Below are 19,041 nucleotides of genomic sequence, written 5' to 3' on the forward strand. Positions count from 1 at the left end.
GGGTGTCGCCCGGGCAGTGCGGCGACATCCCGACGGTTCGCCTTCGATCAGGTGTGGGCGATGCCGCCGCACCAGACGCGTTCGATCGCGCGGGTGGCGTGGATGTCGGCCAGCGGGTCGCCGTGGATGAGAACGAGATCGGCGCGCATGCCGGGGGCGATCGTGCCGCGGTCGGATAGGCCGAAGTATTGGGCGGGCAAACTGGTCGCGGCGAGCAAGGCTTCCGCCGGAGTCAGGCCGGCGGTGACGAGTAGCTCCAGTTCGCGGTGTAGCGAGTCGCCGTACGGTGGCTGAAACGGCACGCCCTGCTCGGTATTGGCGTCGCTGCCCGCGAGGATGGGCACACCGGCGGTGTGCAGCGTCGCGACGCTGGCGAGGCTGTCGGCGAAGCCGAGCCGGCCCAAAGCCGTTGCGATGCCCTGCATCATGACGAGGGTCGGCGCGGCGACGCGGCGTTCCGCCGCCATCCGGCGCACGTCTTCGGACGGCAGCTGGCCGTCCGACGGAATGTGGGTGATGATGTCGACTCCCGCGTCCAATGCGAGGGTGTAGGCGCCCAACGACGCCGCATGCGCGACGACGCGAAGGTCCTTGGCATGGGCCGCCGCGACAACGGCTTTGGCGGCGGCCTCGTCGGGACCGCCGTCACCGGGCGCTTCCAGCACGAGCTTGATGTAGTCCGACCCGGCCGCGGCGCGCTCGGCGACCATCGCCTCGGCCTGCTCCGGACCGTGGATGACCGCGTGCTCGGCCAGGCCGGGAATCCGGACGTGCGCGCCGCCGTCGCCGATGATCGGCGTGCCGGCGCTGCGAATGTCGGTGGTACCCAGCCGATTACGCAGTGCCGCGAGCCGCTCGGGCGGGAAGGTGGTCATGTCCAGTGCGGTGGTCACGCCGTGCGCGGCGAGCTGGTCGAGTGATTCCGTCCCGGCCAGATGGACGTGGGCGTCGATCAGGCCGGGCAGCAGGATCGCGCCCTGACCGTCCACTCTCTCGGCGCCGTCGGCGTCGGTGCCGATCACCGCCCCATCGATCACCACTGTTGTCGGCGCGGTCAGGCCGTGGCCATCGAAGACGCGAACATTGTGCAGGGCGGTTTTACCGATCGCTGGGGAGTCGACGGTCACGCAAGCCTCCGGTGCGGGTAGTCCATGCAGCGGCGGGGTGCGACCGCTCCGCTAGGGAACGTTAGTAGCCGACCGTGCTTTTGTCCGCACACGAAGTGATAACGCATTGTTCTCGTTAGAGCACCTTCAGGTCTCGCTCATCGGTGTTAGCACGCCTTATTCGGCGATCCGTTCGCCGGTCACCGGATGGAACAGGTGCACCGTGGCGGCGTCGGTCACCGTCAGGCTGACGGATTCGGCCAGCTTCGCCGGAGACCTGGTCGCCGAGCGGGACACGAACATGAACGATTCCCCGTCGAGGCCGGTGACCGGCGTGGAAGGGCGGGCGTAGACATAGGATTCGCTGCCGAGCTCCTCGACGAGTTCGACGGTGACCGCGAAACCGGTTCCGTCCCTGCGCAGTTCGAGCTGTTCGGGACGGATGCCGACGGTGACCGTGTCCAAGTTCGCCGCGGCCAGTCCGGTCATCCGGTCGCGCGGCAATTCCAGTGCGCTGCCCGCGATTTCGACGCCGCCGGGGACGAGCGGGACGGTGCACAGGTTCATCGACGGCGAGCCGATGAAGCCCGCGACGAACGCGGTGGCTGGCCGGTCGTAGAGCTCGGCGGGGGTGCTGAACTGTTGCAGCCTGCCGTCGCGCAGCACGGCGACGCGGTCGCCCATGGTCATCGCCTCGACCTGGTCGTGCGTGACGTAGACGGTGGTGGTGCCCAGCCGTCGCTGCAGCGCGGCGATTTGGGTACGCGTCTGCACGCGCAGTTTGGCGTCGAGGTTGCTCAATGGTTCGTCCATGCAGAACACCCGCGGCTCGCGCACGATCGCACGGCCCATCGCGACCCGTTGCCGTTGGCCGCCGGACAGTTTCGCCGGTTTGCGGTCCAGGTAAGGGGTGAGGCCGAGCAGTGCGGCGGCCTCGGCGACGCGGCGTTTACGTTCTTCCAGCGGCACTTTGAGCATCTTGAGCGCGAAACCCATGTTCTCCCCGACGGTCTTGTTCGGGTAGAGCGCGTAGTTCTGGAAGACCATGGCGATGTCGCGGTCCTTGGACGGGACGCCGGTCATGTCGGTGCCGTCGATGCGGATCGCGCCTGCGTCGATCTCCTCCAGGCCCGCCAGCATGCGCAGGGCGGTGGACTTGCCGGAGCCGGACGGGCCGACCAGGACGATGAACTCGCCGTCGGCGATGTCCAGGTCGAGCGAGTCGACCGCGAGGGTTTCCGCGCCGGGATAGACGCAGGAAGCCGAGTCATAACGGATGGTGGCCATGGGTTTTCCTCACTTGATGGCGCCGAACGAGAGACCGCGCACCAGCTTGTTCTGCGCGATCCAACCGGCCAGGACAACGGGCAGCGCGGTGAGCACCGCTGCGGCGGACAGGCGGGCCCAGTACAGGCCCTCCCCCGTGATGAAGCCGACCAGGAACACCGGAATCGTCTGGGCCTGAACGGCGGTCAGGTTCACCGCGAAGAAGAATTCGTTCCAGGAGAAGATGATGCAGATGAGCGCGGTGGCGGCGATGCCGGGCGAGACCAGCGGCAGGATCACCTCGCGCACGCCGGTCCAGGTGCTCGCGCCGTCCATGCTCGCGGCTTCCAGGAGTTCGCTGGGCACCTCGAGGAAGAACGAGCGCATCATCCAGACCGCGATCGGCAGGTTCATCGAGGTGTAAAGGATGACCAGCGCCCAGATGTTGTCCAGCAGGCCGATATCGCCGACGATCACATACAGCGGCACGATCGCGGCGACGACCGGCAGCATCTTGGTGCCGATGAAGAAGAACAGCGCGTCCTGGGTGCGGCGCACCGGCCGCAGCGACAGCGCGAACGCGGCGGGCAGGCCGAGGATCAGCACCAGGATGGTCGACATCGCGGTGGCGAAGGTGGAGTTCAGCAGGGTGGTGCCGATGCCGCTGTCCAGCACCGCCGAGAACTGGTCGAGGGTCGGGGTGAAGAACAGTTTCGGCGGGTCGGTGTAGGCGTCGCCCTCCTGTTTGAAGGCGGTCAGCACCATCCACAGCACCGGGAAGAAGAAGCCGATGCCGACCACCCAGGCCAGCGCGCTCCAGAACATCCCGGCGCGGCTGCGGCGCCTGCGCACCTTGACGGCGGGTTTCTCGGCGTCGACGGCGGATTTCTTGTCGAGGGCACGCGTGCTCATGCCGCTTCCTCTTTTCCGGTGAAGGACTTGAACAGCAGGCGCAACGCCAGGGTGGCGACCACGGTGGTGGCGATGACGGTGACGACGCCCATCGCGGCCGCCTGACCGATATCGAAGCCGAGGAAGGCGCGCTGGTAGATGTAGAACGGCAGGTTGGAGCTGGCGATGCCGGGTCCGCCCGAGGTCATCATGTACACCGCGTCGAAGGTGTTGACCAGGTAGATGGCGCCGAGGACCGCGCCGAGTTCGATGAACCGGCGCAGGTGCGGCAGCGTGAGCTCGCGGAAGACGGCGAAGGAGTTCGCGCCGTCGACGCGGGCGGCCTCGACGATGTCGCGGGGCATGGACTGCAGTCCGGCCAGGATCAGCAGCATCATGAACGGCGTCCACTGCCACACCAGATCGGCCATCACCGCGGGCAGCGGGTACTTGCTCACCCAGTCGACCTGGCCGACGCCGAAGGGCTTCAGCACGAAGTTGATCAGGCCGAAGACCGGGTCGAGCATGGTGGTCTTCCAAATGAGCGCCGCCGCAACGGGAGTCACCAGGAACGGGGTGATCAGCAGGGTGCGCACCACGCCGCGGCCGAAGAACGCCCGGTCGAGCAGTAGCGCGAACAGCAGGCCGAGGATCACCGAGATGATGACGGTGCCGACGATCATGATCACCGTATTGAGCGCGACCTCACGGAACTGACTGTCCCGGAACACATCCGCGTAGTTCTGCAGGCCGTTGAAGTGCCGGGAGCCGGGGCGCACGAGGTTCCACGACTGGGTCGAGTAGTACAGCGTGAAGACGAACGGCACCTGGGTGACGACGAGCATGAAGATCAGCGCGGGCAGCAGCGGGCCGCGGCGACGCCAGCCCTCGGCGCGGGAGATGCGGTCGCGCCGGGAGACGAGCGGGGGCGGCGGGGCGGCCGGGGCCGAGCTGGCGGCCGCTGGGGCGGTGGTGGTTTCGGACATGGTTACTGGCTCTCTCGATACGACCGACCGACCACCTCGGCGTACTGCTGAGCTTGGTCGAGGGCGTCGCGGACGCTGATCCGGCCGGCGATCGCGGCGCTGATCTGCTGACTCACCCGGGTGCCGAGATCCTGGAATTCCGGGATGGTGATGAATTGAATGCCGGTGTAGGGCACCGGTTTAACGCCCGGGTGCTCCGGATCGACGCCCTCCATCGCCGATAGGGTGAGCGGGCCGTAAGCCTTCGACGCTTCCTTGTACTCCGGAATCTGGTAGGTCGACAGGCGGCTGCCCGGTGGGACGTGCGACCAGCCGAGCTTCTCGCCGACCATCTTGATGTAGGGCTTGCTGGTCATCCAGGAGACGAATTTCCAGGCGGCGTCCGGCTTTTCGCTGGTCTTCGGGATGCCGAGGGACCAGGTGTAGAGCCAGCCGGAGTTGGGCTTCTGCTGGATCGGGGCGAGCGCGTAGCCGATCTTGCCGACCACCTTGCTCGATGCCGGATCTTCCAGCACGCCGACGGCCGAGGTGGCGTCGTACCACATCGCGGTGTTGCCCTGCGAGAGTTGGGTGGCGCACTCGCCGAAGCCGCTGGTGGCCGCGCCGGGCTCGCCGTGCTTGCGCACCAGGTCGATGTAGAACTCGACGGCGCGAACAACTTCGGGGCTGTTCAGCTGGGCGTGCCAGTTCTCGTCGAACCAGCGGCCGCCGAAGGTGTTGATCACGGTGTTGAGCGGGGCGAGGGTCTCGCCCCAGCCGGGCTTGCCGCGCAGGCAGATGCCGGAGCGGCCGTTGGCCGGGTCGTCGAGTTTCGCGGCGGCGTCGGCGACCTGGTCCCAGGTCGGTTCGGCGGGCATGGTGAGCCCGGCCTGTTCGAGTAAGTCCTTGCGGTACATCAGGAATGAGGACTCGCCGTAGAACGGCACCGAGTACATGTCGCCCTGATACGACAGCGACTTCTGCAGGGATGGAATGAAATCCTGCTCGTCGTAGCCCGGGGTGTTGCGGGCGTAGGTGGACAGGTCGGTCAGCCAGCCATTGGCGGCCCACTGCGGGGTCTCGTAGTTGCTGATCATCACGACGTCGAATTCGCCGCCGTGGGTGGCGACCGACGCGGTGATCTTGGCGCGCGCCTCGTTCTCCGACAGCGACACGAATTTCAGTTTGGTGCCGGGGTTTTCGCGCTCGAACTCGCCGGACAGCGCGATCGCGTCCTGCATCTGCGAGTTCGACACCATGGCGATGGTGACGGTGTCGCCGCCGCCGGAGGTGAACGATCCGGCACCTGCGCAGCCCGCCGTGGCCAGGACGGCCGAAACGGCAAGTGCCAGTGCGCGTCTTCTGATTGGGCTATGCCTTCTCATCGGCGAGGCCCTCCTTCTGTTCCAGCAGCCACCGCGCGGATTCGATGTCGGTGACGAGGATCTTGGCCAGCCCGCCGCGCAGCACGCCGAGAGTGGCCTCGTGTTTGACGTGCCCGCCGGCGATCAGCAGCGATGTCTTGCAGGCGCGCACCGCGTCGAGGGCGACCGAAACCGTGCGGGCGGCAAGCGATCCCGCGACGTCGCGGCCGTCGGCGCGGAAGAACCGGCCGCCGATCTCGCCGACCGCGCCGAGGCTGCGCAGCTCGCCGAGGATGGCGGTGTCGAGGTAGCTGCCCTCGAACAGGGTGGTCGCGGTGGAGACGGTGCCGACGCCGAACATCATCACGTCGGCGTTGCGGCCGAGCGCCATCGGGTGGCCGAGCAGCGAATCCTGTTCCAGCGCGGTCACGGTCGCGGCGTCGGCGTAGAGCGGGGCGTTCAGGCGGACCGGGGTGGCCTGTAAGACGGTGGCGCAGCGACCGAGGGTGTAGTCGACGCCCGTTTGGTAGTCGACCGAGGTCATCGAGCCGTCCAGCTGAACTACGGTGGCGCAGCGGGCGGACTTGGTGCGCAGCTCGCGAGCGACGGCGATTGTCTCTGGGCCCCAAGTGAATCCGAGAGTGGCCTGCGGTTGCAGCCGGCGGGCCAGCACGCCGACCGCGGCGCGGGCCAGCGGCAGCAGGCCGGAGGGGGAGCCGTCGGGGACGTCACGGAGCACGACGGCCTCGGTGAGTCCGAACGCGCGCTCGAGATCGCTCTCGATGTCGGTGTGCACCGAATCGCGCAGTTCGTCGGGGACGCTGATCTCGATGCGCACCAGGCCCTGGGCACGAGCCCTGGCGATGAGCCTGCCCGCTGTCGGGCGCGAAACACCGAGTTTGGCGGCGATTTCGGCTTGGGTGGCGCCCTCTAGGTGATACAGCTGCGCGGCTCGGAGTGCGAGCCGGACGTCGTCGGGCGTGCCCGGGCGGGAAGGGACGGTGGCCACACGGCCTCCTCAATGAGCCTGAGCATATGCTCAGCGTGTGAACTACTGCTCACAGAGGGTACCATCCGAAGTGTGACGTACACAACACTGGCGGGGTAACTATGACTAGGGACACCAGCGTGCCGTTGCGTTCCGCGACTCTGCGGGACCTCGACTCCGGCATTGCCGTACCGACCTATGACCGGACGGGAATCACCACCGGCATAGTGCATTTCGGTGTCGGCGGGTTTCATCGCGCCCATCAGGCGATGTATATCGACCGGCTGTTGGCCGACGGCGGCGCGCGCGAGTGGGGCATCTGCGGGGTGGGCGTGCTGCCCGCCGACCGCCGGATGCGCGACGTGCTCGCGGCGCAAGACGGGCTGTACACGCTGTCGGTATTGGCACCGGACGGCAGCTGGAACACGCGCGTGATCGGCTCGATCGTCGAATATCTTTATGCGCCGGACGATCCCGAGGCGGTGCTGGCGAAGCTCGCCGACCCGGCCACCCGCATCGTCTCGCTCACCGTGACAGAGGGCGGGTATCACTTCTCCGCGACGACCGGCGCGTTCGATGCCGACGATCCGGAGATTCGCGCCGACCTCGCGCCGAATGCGGTGCCCAGCACCATCTTCGGGCTGATCACCGAGGGGCTGGCCCGTCGAAGGGCGAGCGGTGTGGCGCCGTTCACGGTGATGTCGTGCGACAACATCGAGGGGAACGGGCATGTCGCGCGCGCGACGTTCAGCGCGTTCGCCGGGCTGCGCGATCGTGAACTCGGCGACTGGGTGGCGCGGGAGGTGCGGTTCCCGAACTCGATGGTGGATCGGATCACGCCGGTGACGCCGTCCGAGGCGACCGCCCAGGTCCAGCGGCGGTACGGGGTAACGGACCAGTGGCCGGTGGTGACCGAGCCGTTCGCGCAATGGGTGCTGGAGGATTCGTTCCCCCTCGGGCGACCGGATTACGGTGCGGTCGGCGTGCAGCTGGTCGAGGACGTCGCGCCCTACGAGCTGATGAAGCTGCGGCTGCTCAACGCCAGCCATCAGGCGCTGGCGTATTTCGGGTATCTCAGCGGCTATCGGCTGGTGCACGACGCGGCGCAGGATCCGGCGTTCCGCCGGTTCCTGTTGCGGTACATGGACATCGAGGCGACGCCGACGTTGCGGCCGGTCCCCGGGGTCGACCTCGGCAGGTACAAACACACGTTGCTCGAACGGTTCTCCAATCCGGCGATCGGCGACACGGTGGCACGGTTGTGCGCGGAATCCTCCGACCGGATACCCAAATGGGTGCTGCCGGTGATTCGGCAGCGGCTCGCGGAGGACGGCGAGATCACCTGCGCGGCTGCGATTGTCGCGAGCTGGGCGCGGTACGCGGAGGGCGTCGATGAGCAGGGTGAGCCGATCGAGATCGTGGACCGGCTGCGCGATCGGTTGGTCCCGCTGGCCCGTCGGCAGCGGGACGATCGGACCGCATTCCTCAGCGAGCGTTCGGTTTTCGGTGATCTGATCGACGAGCCACGGTTCGTCAGCGCATATGTCGCAGCGTTGGATTCGTTGTACACCAAGGGAGCTCGCGCCACCGTCGCGGATCTGGCGGAGTAGAACGGGCCCTCCCCCGGCTCGCACCGCGGGAGGGCCTGTCCGGTCAGATAGGCAGGACCCGGGTGACCGCGTGCGTTTCACCGGCGACGGTGAACCAGATGTCGAGCGCGGAGCCTGCACGCTGGGCGGCCAGGTCGACGTGATCGCCGGACCTCAGCGGTTTCACGTACTCGATGATCGCCCGATGCGGGCCCGACTTGAGGTCGTCGTGATCGGCCAGGACCTCTTCGACGCCGCTGAGGTAGACCGAGTTGTTGACGTGGTCGAGCATGTCGATATCGGTGATGCGCAGCGGGAAGGGACGCACCTGCACGTCGGACGCGTCGGCCGCCGGCGCCGGATCGGTGAGCGCGGCCTTCCATCGCAGCCGGTGTTCGGTGGTGGCGGCCAGCATCGGCTCCATGAAGCGGTCGCTCATCCGAGCGGGCACACCGGTTTCGGTGCCGAAGTGGATCAGGAAGGCCTCGGTCTCGACCAGACCGCCTGCGCTGCCGCTGATCTGCACCCGCATGTTGCACCAGCGCGTGGACAGCCCGGAACACCACCGGCGCAGTATGACCCGCTCACCGAACTGAATCGGCTTGAGCACATCCATCACCGTCCGGCGCACCACCCAGCCACGATGGTTGTCGCCGTCCTCGACGGCATCGAGATGCTCGAACCCGATGTCCTGCAGATAACGGGCAATGGCGTCGAGCCGAAGGCGTTGATCGCCGTCGGTATCGGCGAGACGTACCGGCCACCCCGTCTCGAACGGGGTTCCGGCGGTCGGACGTTCCGGCAGCACGCTGGGAATGACCATATCCGGATAATGCCAGCTCATTGTTACCAACCGCGCGTCGGCACGGTCAGCGCGTCGCGCATCTCACACCACGTTCGGCACCGGAAATCCCGAACGCGACGAACCGGACATGGGACAGCCGCCGAGAAGCGGGACTGATCCGGTCGGCAGCGACCACGTTCAAGATCATGGGGAACTGGTGCCAGACCTTCTCGGCGGATACCAGCACTGGTTCCCCATGATCATGAAAGAGCCCCGGGACGCGGGCGTCTCGGGGCTCTTTCGGGTGGGGTACTGGGTCAGCGCTTCTTGGAGGTGCGTTCGCGCTTTTCGCGGACGCGGACCGAGATACGGACCGGGGAGCCGTCGAAGTTGAACTCTTCGCGCAGGCGGCGTTCCAGGAAGCGGCGGTAGCCTGCCTCGAGGAAGCCGGTGGTGAACAGGACGAACGTCGGCGGGCGGGTGGTCGCCTGGGTGGCGAACATGATGCGGGGCAGGCGGCCGCCGCGCATCGGCGGCGGGGTGGCCGCGACGACTTCCTTGAGCCAGGTGTTCAGGCGGCCGGTGGAGATGCGCTTGTCCCAGGACTCGAGCGCGGTTTCCATCGCGGGCACCAGTTTTTGCACCGAGCGGCCGGTGTGTGCGGAGATGTTGACCCGCTGCGCCCAGGGGACGCGGACCAGGTCGCGGTCGACCTCGCGGTCGAGTTGCAGGCGGCGGTCCTCGTCGACCAGGTCCCACTTGTTGAAGGCCAGCACGAGCGCGCGACCGGAGTCGGCGACCATGCTGATCACCCGCAGGTCCTGTTCGGTGATCGGGTCCGACGCGTCGATCAACATGATCGCGACCTCGGAGGCCTCCAGGGCCGCCTTGGTGCGCAGCGAGGCGTAGAACTCGGTGCCGTTGGCGTGCGAGACCTTGCGACGCAGGCCTGCGGTGTCGACGAACTTCCAGATCTTGCCGCCCAGGTCGACCAGCGAGTCGACCGGGTCGACGGTGGTGCCCGCGACATCGTGCACGACCGAGCGCTCGTCGTCGGCCAGCTTGTTCAACAGGCTGGACTTGCCGACGTTGGGCTTGCCGACCAGCGCGACACGACGCGGACCCGCGCCGCCGGTGCCTTCGCGCGGGGTTTCCGGCAGCACGGCGAGCACATCGTCGAGCAGATCGCCGGTGCCGCGACCGTGCGCGGCGCTGACCATCCTCGGCTCGCCGAGACCGAGCGACCACAGTGCGGCGGCCTCGGATTCGACCTTCTGATCGTCGACCTTGTTGGCGACCAGGATGACCGGGATCTCGGAGCGGCGCAGCTTCTTCACCGCGGCCTCGTCGGTGGCGGTGGCGCCGACCACGGCGTCGACCACGAGCAGGATCGCGTCGGCGGTCTCCATGGCCACCTCGGCCTGGCGGGCCACCGACTGCTGCAGGCCCTTGGCGTCCGGCTCCCAGCCACCGGTGTCCTGCACCAGGAAGCGGCGCCCGGACCAGTTGGCCTCGTAGGAGATTCGGTCGCGGGTGACGCCGGGAATGTCCTCGACGACGGCCTCGCGGCGGCCGAGAATACGGTTCACCAGGGTCGACTTGCCGACGTTCGGGCGGCCGACCACGGCCACCGTCGGCATCGCCAGTACTTCTTCGCCCGCGAACTCGCCGTCGAGATCGGTGAGCTCCCAGTCGGTTTCGTCACTCCAGATGCCGTCGCCGGCCATTACGTCTTCAGTCACTGCGGACCTCCCGTCCTGGTCGCCGAAATCTGCTGCGCGACAACGCGATACAGCTCGTCGATGACCTCATCCATGTTCAGGTCGCTGGTGTCGACCAGCACGGCGTCGTCGGCCGGACGCAGTGGGGACACCTTGCGGGTGGAATCGAGGTTGTCGCGCCGCTGCACATCGGCGAGCACGGCCTCGTAGTCGTCGCCGCGGCCTTCGGCGATGTTCTGCTGGTTGCGCCGATGGGCGCGGGCCTCAGCCGAGGCGGTCAGGTAGATCTTGGCGTCCGCGTCGGTCAGCACCACGGTGCCGATATCACGGCCCTCGACCACGATTCGCTGTGCGGCCGTGGCGATTTCGCGTTGCAGCGCGACGAGCAGATCACGCACCTCGGACACCGCCGAGACCGCCGAAACGGCCTTGGTGACGGCGTCGCCGCGGATCTCCGAGGACACGTCCTCGCCGTCGAGCTGGATCACCTCGCGGCTCGGATCGGTGCCGATCGACAGCGGCAGCTCCTTGACCGCCGCACCGATGGCGGCGGCGTCGGTGAGCTCGATGCCCGCACGCAGCACGCGCAGCGTCGCGACCCGGTACATCGCGCCAGTGTCCAGATAGCGGGCGCCGAGCCGGGTGGCGAGGCGGCGCGAGACGCTGGATTTACCGGTGCCGGACGGGCCGTCCATCGCGACGACGAGCGGACTGGTCCCCGACATCTGCCGGGGCGCCTCGACCGGAGTCTCCACACCCATCACAACGACACCGCCTCGTAGAGTTTGCCGATTTCACCGCGACCGAGCACACGCAACGTGCCGGGCCGTTGGTCGCCGAGCGCGACCGGACCGATATTGGTGCGCACCAGCCGGCTCACCGGATGGCCGACCGCGTCGAGCAGGCGGCGCACGATGTGCTTGCGCCCTTCGTGCAACACCAGTTTCACGAGGGAACGTCCCTCGTTGATCTCGAGCACCTGGAAGCTGTCGACCTTCGCCGGGCCGTCCTCCAGCTCGATGCCGTCCTTGAGCTTCTTGCCGATGCCCTTGTGCACCTCGCCGTTGACCGTGGCCAGGTAGGTCTTGGAGACCTCGTAGGACGGGTGCATGAGCCGGTGCGCGAGGTCGCCGTCGTTGGTGAGCAGCAGCAGACCCTCGGTGTCGGCGTCAAGGCGGCCGACGTGGAACAGGCGCTGACCGGCCGCGATGCGCTCGGCGACGATGTCACCGACGCAGGGGCGGCCGAGATCGTCGGACATGGTGGACTGCCAGCCCTTGGGCTTGTTCAGCACGATGTGCACCAGTTCGGAGCGCACCATCACGCGCGTGCCGTCGACCCGGACCACCGCGACCTCGGGATCGATGCGCAGGCCCTGTTCGACCACGATGGCACCGTCGACCTCGACGCGGCCCTGGGCGATCATCTCCTCGGCGGCGCGGCGCGAGGCGACACCCGCCTTGGCGAGGACCTTCTGCAAGCGTTCGCCCTCGCCCCACGGCATTTTTTCGTGGCCCTCGGACGCGGCAGGCTCGACATGCTGACGCTTGGCGGGCTTGGCGTTGTTGAGCAGCGGGGCGGACTGAGTCTGCTTCTGCGGCTTGGGGTTCTTCTTCTTGCCGGTCGGCGCGGGCTGCGCGGCGCGGCGCTGCGGGATGCCGTTCGGCGCGGTGCCACGGCTGGTGGAGCCGCCTTGGGCGGCACCACGATAGGAGTTGCCGGACTGTGCGTTGTCGTTCTGGCCCGAGTTGCCTTCGGTGCGGCCACGGTAGGCATTGCCGCCGGAACCGGCTTCGCTGCGGTCGCGATAAGTGTTGCCTTGCGCGGAGCCGCTGTCGGTGCGGCCACGGTAGGCGTTGCCACCGGAGCCGGCCTCGCTGCGGTCGCGATAGGAGTTGCCTTGCGACGAGCCGCTGTCCGAGCGGTCGCGGTACGAGCCACCTTGCGACGAGCCGCCTTCGCTGCGGCCGCGATATCCGCTGCCCCCCTCGGAACGGTCGCGGTACGAGCTGCCACCCTGCGACGAGCTGCCGCGATATCCGCCGCCGCTCTGCGCGGAACCGCCCTCAGAACGGCCGCGATACGCGTTGCCGCCCTCGGAACGCTCACGGTAGCCGCCCTGCGACGAGCCGCCTGCGGAGCGGTCACGGTAGCCGCCACCCTGCGACGAGCCGCCTTCGGAACGGCCGCGGTATCCGCTGCCACTATCGGAGCGATCACGGTAGGAGCTGCCGCTCTGCGACGAGCTGCCGCGGTAGGAGCTGCCGCCCTGCGCGGAATTGCCGCGATATCCGCCGCCGCCCTGCGCGTTGCCATCTCGGCTGCCGCGATAAGAACTGCCGCCCTCGGAGCGAGAGCCGCCGCCTTGTGTGGAGCCGCCGCGGTATCCGCCCTGGGCGTTGCCGTCTCGCGTGCCGCGGTAGCCGCCACCCTGCGGGGCGCCGCCTTCACTACGGCCGCGGTAGGAATTGCCGCCTTCGGAGCGGTCACGATAGGAGCCTTGCGCGGAACCACGATCGCTACGGCCGCGTGCGTTGCCGCCTTCCGAGCGGTCGCGGTAGCTGCTGCCCTGCGGGGCGCCGCCGCGATATGCGTTGCCGCCCTGCGCGTTTCCGCGCGAGGGGCTCGACGGCGCTGCGCTGCGGTAGCCGCCCTCGCTGCGCGCTGCGCCGCGTTCGGTCCCCCTTCGAGCAGCGCCTGCGCCTCTTACGGGACGCTGCTGCTCGTCATTGCGTTTCCTGCGATCCGGTGTGCCATCTCGGCGAGCGGAAGTATTCATTTTGTCCTGTCAATCCTCGCTGCCAAGGTCCAAGTCGGCCTCGGCGGGTTTTTTCAGCCTGGTGTAACGGGGGTCCGTATCCAGGCTCTCGTTGATCTCATCGATCAGGTCGACGCCCGGGAGCAGGGGCGCCAGCGGCGGCAAATCGGTCAGCGACGCGAGTCCGATCCGCTCCAGGAACAACTCGGTCGTGCAATACATCGTCCCGTTGGTTTCCGGGTCGACGCCTGCCTCGGCGAGCAGGCCCCTGGCCAGCAGCGTGCGCATCACCCCATCGACGTTCACGCCGCGCACCGCGCTGACCCTGGTCCGGGTCACCGGCTGACGGTATGCCACCACCGCCAGAGTTTCCAACGCCGCCCGCGTCAATTTGGTGCGGGCACCATCGAGCAGCACCCTTTCAACATATGGCGCGTACTCGCTGCGAGTATAGAAGCGCCACCCGTCCCCGACGAAACGCAGATCGATCCCACTGCCCCGCGCGGACAGTTCCGCCCGCATCTCCCGCAACACCTCATCCACCCGCTCGGTGGTGTCGTCCAACGCCGCCGCCAGCTGCTCTACCGGGGCCGGAGCGTCGACAACAAGCAACATCGCCTCCAACGCCGAACGAAATTCAGCGTCCTCGAGATGCTCGGGGGTGAACTCCGCCACTGTGTTGTTGGCGACTGCGTCATTGGCGACTGGTGTCGCGTCGTGGGTGGCTGGGTTTGCGTCGTCGGCGTCCGGATTCGCGTACTCGGCGTCTGTAGTCGCATCCACGGAGTTCGACGGCGCGTCGTCAGGATCGGACGTCGCGTCATCGGCAACTGAAGTGGCGTTGTCGACATCCGTCGTCGCGGCATCAGCGGCCGGGGTGGCATCATCGGCAACCGAAGTCACACCATCAGCAACCGAGGCTGTGGCATCAGCATCAACCGAAGTCTGGTCAGCGACCGCCCGAACCTCGGTGGCGGCGTCAGATGTTGCGGACTCCTTCGTGGTTACCGCGGTTTCGCTCGAGGCGGTGCGCGTCGAGTCGTCCACGGGTGTCGCGTCGGCTGAGTGCCCGACCGCGTCGGTGTGCTCGCGGACGGTTTCCGTCGCGTCGGCGTCGGCGTCCCGGGTATCCGAGACGTCGGCGTCCACGGAGTCGTTCACCCGTAGTCCTCCTCGATATTCAGGTCCGCCTGCTCGGCGTCCGGGACGTCGTCGCCGATCCAGCTGACCGACAGTTGGCCGAGTTGGTCGGGCTGGTCGAACTCGATCGTTTTGCCTCGGTACAGCTCCAGCAGGGCCAGGAAGCGGGCGACGATTTCGATCGGGACGGTGCAGTCGTCGACCAGTTCGCTGAAGGTGGTCCAGCCGCCTTTGCCGCGTAGTTTGAGGCGTTCGAGTACGAGTGCGGCCTGTTCGGCGACCGAAATGGAGTGCGCGTGCAGGTGGTCGAGGCCGACCCTCGGCACCGGGCGGGGACGGAAGGCGGCTGCGGCGATCGCGGCGAACTCGTGCGCGTCTACTCCCAGCGTAACCTCGGGCAGCAGGTCGGCGAAGCAGTCCTCCAGGCCGACCGCACGCGGGTATCGCCGCAGCGCAACGGCCTCCAGCTCGCCGAACAGTTCGGCCACCTGTTTGAACGCCCGGTATTGCAGCAGCCGCGCGAACAGCAGGTCGCGTGCCTCGAGCAGTTCGAGATCCTCGGCGTCGGTCATCTCCCCCGACGGCAGCAGCCGCGCCGCCTTGAGGTCGAGCAACGTGGCTGCGACAACCAGGAATTCGGTGGTCTGATCCAGGATCTTGTCGGCCCGCAGTTTATGCGTGGTATCGTCGGACAGCGCCGCGGTCAACGCCTTGGTGTAGGCGATGAACTCGTCGGTGACCTGGTGCAACGCCACCTCGGTGACATCGAGCTTGCGCGAACTGATCAGCGTCAGCAGCAGATCGAACGGCCCTTGAAAGTTGCTCAGCCGCAGATGAAATCCGGACTTCTTCTCCTCGGGCGCGGAGTCGTCGCCGGAGGTAGCGATGACATCCGCGGGCGCAGCATCGCCGGGCGTGGATGCAGCTTCGCCGGGCACGGCCCTCTTGTCGGCGGGCACGGACCCAACGCCGCTGGGCACGACCGCAGAGCCTCCGACCGTGGGCGCATCGTCGCCGGGCACGGCCGCATCATCGATTAACGCAACATCATCCGCGCCGCTGGAATCAGCTGCGGCAACTCCGTCCGTCGGTGCGACAGCGTCGTCTCGGACGACGGGATCGTCCGAGTCCGCTGCCTGCTCGGCGACATCGTCCGCAGCGGTCGGCTCCGAGTCGGAGTCTGCGGTGGATGGCTCGTCGGGCATGTCGACATCATCGAGCACGGGGGTGTCGTGGGATGCGGCCAGGTCCGGGGGTGTGGGCGGATCGTCCGGGTCGTCGGCGCGCGCGGAGGCTCGCTCCAAGAGGTCGCCCGACGGGTGGTCGTCGCCGTGCGCGACCCCTTGGCCGGTCGAGTGGTTGGTAGCGGGTGGCGCGGCGTCGGTGCCGCCGATCACCGGCCCGACCGGTGGATGACTTCCCGCGCCATCGCCCGATATGCCTCGGCTCCACCGGATTTCGGTGCCCACGTGGTGATCGGTTCGCCTGCCACGCTGGCGTCCGGGAAGCGGACGGTGCGCGAGATCGCGGCGTCGTAGACCAGGTCGCCGAACACCTCGACGACGCGTGCCATCACCTGACGTGAGTGCAGTAGTCGGGCGTCGAACATGGTGACCACTATCCCGTACAGGCTCAGCCTCGGGTTCAGCCGATCGCGCACCTTTTCCACGGTGTCGTTGAGCAGCGCGAGCCCGCGCAGCGAGAAGTACTCGCATTCCATCGGAATGATCACACCATCCGAACAAGCCAACGCGTTGACGGTCAGTAAGCCGAGCGAGGGCTGGCAGTCGATGATGATGTAGTCGTACTTGTCGCGAATGGGATGCAGTGCCCTGCCGAGGGAATGCTCGCGACCGACCTCGTTGACGAGCTGGATTTCCGCCGCCGACAGATCGATGTTGCTTGGCAGCAGATCCATGTTCTCGACGCGGGTCGGCATCAGCACGTCATCGATCGAACCCTTGGAACCGACGAGCAGATCGTGCACGGTGAGGTCGAGATCATGGTGGGCCACACCCAATCCCGCGGACAGCGCGCCCTGCGGGTCCAGGTCGACCAGCAGCACCTTGCGCCCGTATTCGGCCAGCGAGGCACCGAGATTGATGGTGGAGGTCGTCTTGCCGACGCCGCCCTTCTGGTTGCACATGGCGACGATGAGGGCGTCGCCGTGCCGCTCGAGCGGTGGCGGGTCCGGCACGAGGCGCAGTGGGCGCCCGGTGGGTCCGAGTGCCGCGTCCTCCGGGACCGGTTCGGCCCCGGTGCCCCACAGGGTTTCGGCCGCGGCCTCCGAGTACGGACCGGTGCGCTGCCCCGTGCGCGGCTCCGCCCCAGCACCCATCGGCGGCTCTGCCGCTTCGGCTGATGTCACGATCCGCTGCTCCTTATACGTTCCTGCCCGTTGCCTCGCCGAGCGTAGCGAGGCCGATCAGGCCCGACCCTCGCTTTCGTACGGTCCGACTCCCGATAGACGCTACCGCGTACGAGGGTGCAAGTGCCGCGACGCGCGCGGCGTGTTCGCAGCACCACGCCGTGCCGCGAACAGCAAGACGCTACCGCGTATCGCTCAGCGCCACTCCGGGTCACCGTCGAAACGCACGTCGAAGCGGTCGCGCAACTCATCCATGCTGTCCCATTCCGCCTCCCCGCGGGCAATTCGACCGAGCTGCCGAAAGTACTCGAAACGGACGATACCTGGTGTCAACACAGCAAAACTCGCCCGAGCCATCCACGAACGCACACCCCCCGCCCGTCGGGACGACGAGGCCACATCGAGTCGAGTCATAGGGTCGCTGAACGATCTTGGATAGCGACCATATGACTCGACTCGATGTCCGAGGGGTCAGCGGGCGCGGGGGTGGGCGGTGGCCCAGACCTCGCGGAGGGTGTTGACGGTGACCAACGTGTAGATCTGGGTGGTTGTTACCGAGGCGTGGCCCAGGAGTTCTTGGACCACACGCACATCCGCGCCGCCATCGAGTAGGTGTGTGGCGAAGGAGTGACGCAACGTGTGTGGCGAGACGGTGGCGCCGATGCCCGCGCGTTCGGCGGCGGTCTGCAGCACCTGCCAGGCACTCTGCCGCGATAACCGCCCACCGCGTGCGTTGAGAAACAGCGCGCCTGCGTTGCCTTTTCCGCTCGCGGCGAGCTTGGGTCTCCCCCGGACCAGGTATGCGTCGACCGAGGCCAGCGCGGGTCTGCCGATCGGCACCATGCGCTGTTTGCCGCCCTTGCCGTGCAGCACGACGGCGCGTTCATCGGTATCGATGTCGTCGACGTCGAGTCCGACCATCTCGGAAATCCGTGCGCCAGTGGAGTAGAGCAGTTCCAACAGCGCACGATCACGCAGCCCGCGTGGGCCACCGTCGGTGCCCGGCGCGGCATCGGGATCGCTCACCGAACCGCCACCCGCAGCCTCCAGCAGCTTCAGCACCTGGTCATAGGGCAGCGCCTTAGGCAGCCTGCGACCCGGTGCCGGCGGTTTCACCGCATGCGCCACATCAGTGGTGGTCATCCCCTCGGCCGCGGCGAACCGATGCAGCCCGCGCACCGCGATCAACGCGCGGGCCACCGAACTCGCGGCCAGCGGCGGGAATTCGGTGCCGCCCGCCCGCAACGCCATGGTGAACTCGGCGACATCGGCCTCGGCGACCTGATCGAGCGCGGCGATCCCGCGCCCGGTCAGGAAGTCGAGATACCGGCCGAGGTCACGCCGGTAGGCGCCGAGGGTGTTGCGCGCGGCGCCGCGCTCGACCGCGAGATGGTCGAGGTAGGCGTCCAATTCCCGCGCGAGCACCCGCGGCCCCCGTCAGTCCGTCGTCTTCGCGGCGGCCTTGCGGCGCAGGAACGCGGTGGGCTGCCCGGGCCACGGTGCGTCCGCGGGCCGTAGCTCGGTATTGCCCGCCCGCGCCGCGGCCAGCGCGAAGACACCGGCCACGGCGGTCGCGTTGACGATCTCCCCGGCCAACGCCGCGCGCACGGCTTCATCGACCGGCATCCGCACGACTTTCAGGTCGGCCTCTTCGAATTCCGGCTCCGGACGGTCGGTTTCGTACAGCCCGCGGGCGTAGTACACCCGCAACGCCTCGTCGGTGAATCCCGGCGAGAGCGCCACATCCACCAGCACATGCCATTCGCGGGCGGCCAGCCCGGTCTCCTCGGCGAGCTCGCGCTGCGCGGCGACGAGCGGGTCCTCGCCGGGCAGGTCGAGCAGGCCGGCGGGCAGCTCGAGCAGCCGCCTGCCGATCGGATGCCGGTACTGGTTGATCAGCACCACGTTGTCGTCGTCGTCGATCGCGGCGACCGCGACGGCACCGTGATGCTCGATCACCTCACGCTCGGCGACCTTGCCGCCGGGCATCCGCACCTGGTCGAGCCGCAGCGCCAGGATGGCGCCGCTGTAGACGGTCTTGCTGGATACGGTCTCGAAATCGTGGCTGCCCGGTTCGGTGCCACCGTCCTGCGTCATCGCC

16 protein-coding genes and 1 pseudogene are annotated in these 19,041 nt (G+C 67.8%); 1 reads left to right on the forward strand and 16 read right to left on the reverse strand.

Annotated features, from left to right (window positions below):
* Nucleotides 1-47: 47 nt before the first annotated feature.
* From ACIBK2_RS05420 to ACIBK2_RS05445, 6 genes are all read right to left on the reverse strand, one after another.
* Nucleotides 48-1,127: an amidohydrolase family protein gene (locus ACIBK2_RS05420; RefSeq protein ID WP_396963940.1), complete on the reverse strand. Its 1,080-nt coding sequence runs from the start codon at nt 1,125-1,127 to the stop codon at nt 48-50.
* A 156-nt stretch (nt 1,128-1,283) separates the two neighbouring features.
* A complete protein-coding gene (locus ACIBK2_RS05425; RefSeq protein ID WP_396963942.1) occupies nt 1,284-2,393 on the reverse strand; it encodes an ABC transporter ATP-binding protein in 1,110 nt (369 codons plus the stop codon).
* A gap of 9 nt (nt 2,394-2,402) precedes the next feature.
* On the reverse strand, nt 2,403-3,197 hold the full coding sequence (locus ACIBK2_RS05430) for a carbohydrate ABC transporter permease (protein ID WP_396964046.1): 795 nt from the start codon (nt 3,195-3,197) through the stop codon (nt 2,403-2,405).
* Nucleotides 3,198-3,280: 83 nt separating this feature from the next.
* Complete coding sequence (locus ACIBK2_RS05435; protein WP_396963944.1) at nt 3,281-4,249, reverse strand: carbohydrate ABC transporter permease; 969 nt, start codon at nt 4,247-4,249, stop codon at nt 3,281-3,283.
* Between the two features lie 2 nt (nt 4,250-4,251).
* Nucleotides 4,252-5,613, reverse strand: coding sequence for an ABC transporter substrate-binding protein (locus ACIBK2_RS05440; protein WP_396963946.1), 1,362 nt, complete (start codon nt 5,611-5,613; stop codon nt 4,252-4,254).
* Nucleotides 5,600-6,601, reverse strand: coding sequence for a sugar-binding transcriptional regulator (locus tag ACIBK2_RS05445; protein ID WP_396963948.1), 1,002 nt, complete (start codon nt 6,599-6,601; stop codon nt 5,600-5,602). Before ACIBK2_RS05445 ends, ACIBK2_RS05440 begins: the two co-directional genes overlap by 14 nt.
* Nucleotides 6,602-6,702: 101 nt before the next feature.
* Here ACIBK2_RS05445 and ACIBK2_RS05450 point away from each other — a divergent pair, with 101 nt between their 5' ends.
* On the forward strand, nt 6,703-8,190 hold the full coding sequence (locus ACIBK2_RS05450; RefSeq protein WP_396963950.1) for a mannitol dehydrogenase family protein: 1,488 nt from the start codon (nt 6,703-6,705) through the stop codon (nt 8,188-8,190).
* Nucleotides 8,191-8,233: 43 nt separating this feature from the next.
* Here ACIBK2_RS05450 and ACIBK2_RS05455 read toward each other — a convergent pair whose 3' ends face one another.
* From ACIBK2_RS05455 to ACIBK2_RS05500, 10 genes and pseudogenes are all read right to left on the reverse strand, one after another.
* On the reverse strand, nt 8,234-8,992 hold the full coding sequence (locus tag ACIBK2_RS05455; RefSeq protein ID WP_396963952.1) for an acyl-[acyl-carrier-protein] thioesterase: 759 nt from the start codon (nt 8,990-8,992) through the stop codon (nt 8,234-8,236).
* 278 nt (nt 8,993-9,270) lie between these two features.
* Nucleotides 9,271-10,680: a ribosome biogenesis GTPase Der gene (gene der / locus ACIBK2_RS05460; protein ID WP_396964048.1), complete on the reverse strand. Its 1,410-nt coding sequence runs from the start codon at nt 10,678-10,680 to the stop codon at nt 9,271-9,273.
* A gap of 11 nt (nt 10,681-10,691) precedes the next feature.
* On the reverse strand, nt 10,692-11,435 hold the full coding sequence (cmk, locus tag ACIBK2_RS05465) for a (d)CMP kinase (RefSeq protein WP_396963954.1): 744 nt from the start codon (nt 11,433-11,435) through the stop codon (nt 10,692-10,694).
* Nucleotides 11,435-12,295, reverse strand: a pseudogene (locus ACIBK2_RS05470) (pseudouridine synthase); the annotation flags it as partial. The pseudogene ACIBK2_RS05470 and the gene cmk, both read right to left, overlap by 1 nt.
* A gap of 1,167 nt (nt 12,296-13,462) precedes the next feature.
* Nucleotides 13,463-14,107 carry an SMC-Scp complex subunit ScpB gene (gene scpB / locus ACIBK2_RS05475; protein WP_357390528.1) on the reverse strand — a complete coding sequence of 215 codons (645 nt, stop codon included), beginning with the start codon at nt 14,105-14,107 and terminating at the stop codon, nt 13,463-13,465.
* A gap of 482 nt (nt 14,108-14,589) precedes the next feature.
* A complete protein-coding gene (locus tag ACIBK2_RS05480; RefSeq protein ID WP_396964051.1) occupies nt 14,590-15,459 on the reverse strand; it encodes a segregation and condensation protein A in 870 nt (289 codons plus the stop codon).
* Nucleotides 15,460-15,965: 506 nt separating this feature from the next.
* Nucleotides 15,966-16,910, reverse strand: coding sequence for a ParA family protein (locus ACIBK2_RS05485; RefSeq protein ID WP_379292109.1), 945 nt, complete (start codon nt 16,908-16,910; stop codon nt 15,966-15,968).
* Nucleotides 16,911-17,135: 225 nt separating this feature from the next.
* Entirely contained in the window at nt 17,136-17,276 is a 141-nt protein-coding gene (locus ACIBK2_RS05490) for a hypothetical protein (protein ID WP_396963956.1), read from the reverse strand.
* 135 nt (nt 17,277-17,411) lie between these two features.
* On the reverse strand, nt 17,412-18,365 hold the full coding sequence (gene xerD, locus ACIBK2_RS05495; protein ID WP_396963958.1) for a site-specific tyrosine recombinase XerD: 954 nt from the start codon (nt 18,363-18,365) through the stop codon (nt 17,412-17,414).
* A gap of 12 nt (nt 18,366-18,377) precedes the next feature.
* A complete protein-coding gene (locus ACIBK2_RS05500) occupies nt 18,378-19,037 on the reverse strand; it encodes an NUDIX domain-containing protein (RefSeq protein WP_396963960.1) in 660 nt (219 codons plus the stop codon).
* Nucleotides 19,038-19,041: the final 4 nt, after the last annotated feature.

The sequence above is a fragment of the Nocardia sp. NPDC050175 genome (assembly GCF_044459885.1).
Taxonomy (GTDB): Bacteria; Actinomycetota; Actinomycetes; order Mycobacteriales; family Mycobacteriaceae; genus Nocardia.

What these genes read in the sequence shown, in the direction of transcription:
- ACIBK2_RS05425 (WP_396963942.1), bottom strand. Translation starts at nt 2,393, where the DNA reads ATGGCCACCATCCGTTATGACTCGGCTTCCTGCGTCTATCCCGGCGCG.
- ACIBK2_RS05430 (WP_396964046.1), bottom strand. Translation starts at nt 3,197, where the DNA reads ATGTTCTGGAGCGCGCTGGCCTGGGTGGTCGGCATCGGCTTCTTCTTC.
- ACIBK2_RS05435 (WP_396963944.1), bottom strand. Translation starts at nt 4,249, where the DNA reads ATGTCCGAAACCACCACCGCCCCAGCGGCCGCCAGCTCGGCCCCGGCC.
- ACIBK2_RS05440 (WP_396963946.1), bottom strand. Translation starts at nt 5,613, where the DNA reads ATGAGAAGGCATAGCCCAATCAGAAGACGCGCACTGGCACTTGCCGTT.
- ACIBK2_RS05450 (WP_396963950.1), top strand. Translation starts at nt 6,703, where the DNA reads ATGACTAGGGACACCAGCGTGCCGTTGCGTTCCGCGACTCTGCGGGAC.
- ACIBK2_RS05455 (WP_396963952.1), bottom strand. Translation starts at nt 8,992, where the DNA reads ATGGTCATTCCCAGCGTGCTGCCGGAACGTCCGACCGCCGGAACCCCG.
- der (WP_396964048.1), bottom strand. Translation starts at nt 10,680, where the DNA reads ATGGCCGGCGACGGCATCTGGAGTGACGAAACCGACTGGGAGCTCACC.
- cmk (WP_396963954.1), bottom strand. Translation starts at nt 11,435, where the DNA reads ATGGGTGTGGAGACTCCGGTCGAGGCGCCCCGGCAGATGTCGGGGACC.
- ACIBK2_RS05485 (WP_379292109.1), bottom strand. Translation starts at nt 16,910, where the DNA reads ATGGGTGCTGGGGCGGAGCCGCGCACGGGGCAGCGCACCGGTCCGTAC.
- ACIBK2_RS05500 (WP_396963960.1), bottom strand. Translation starts at nt 19,037, where the DNA reads ATGACGCAGGACGGTGGCACCGAACCGGGCAGCCACGATTTCGAGACC.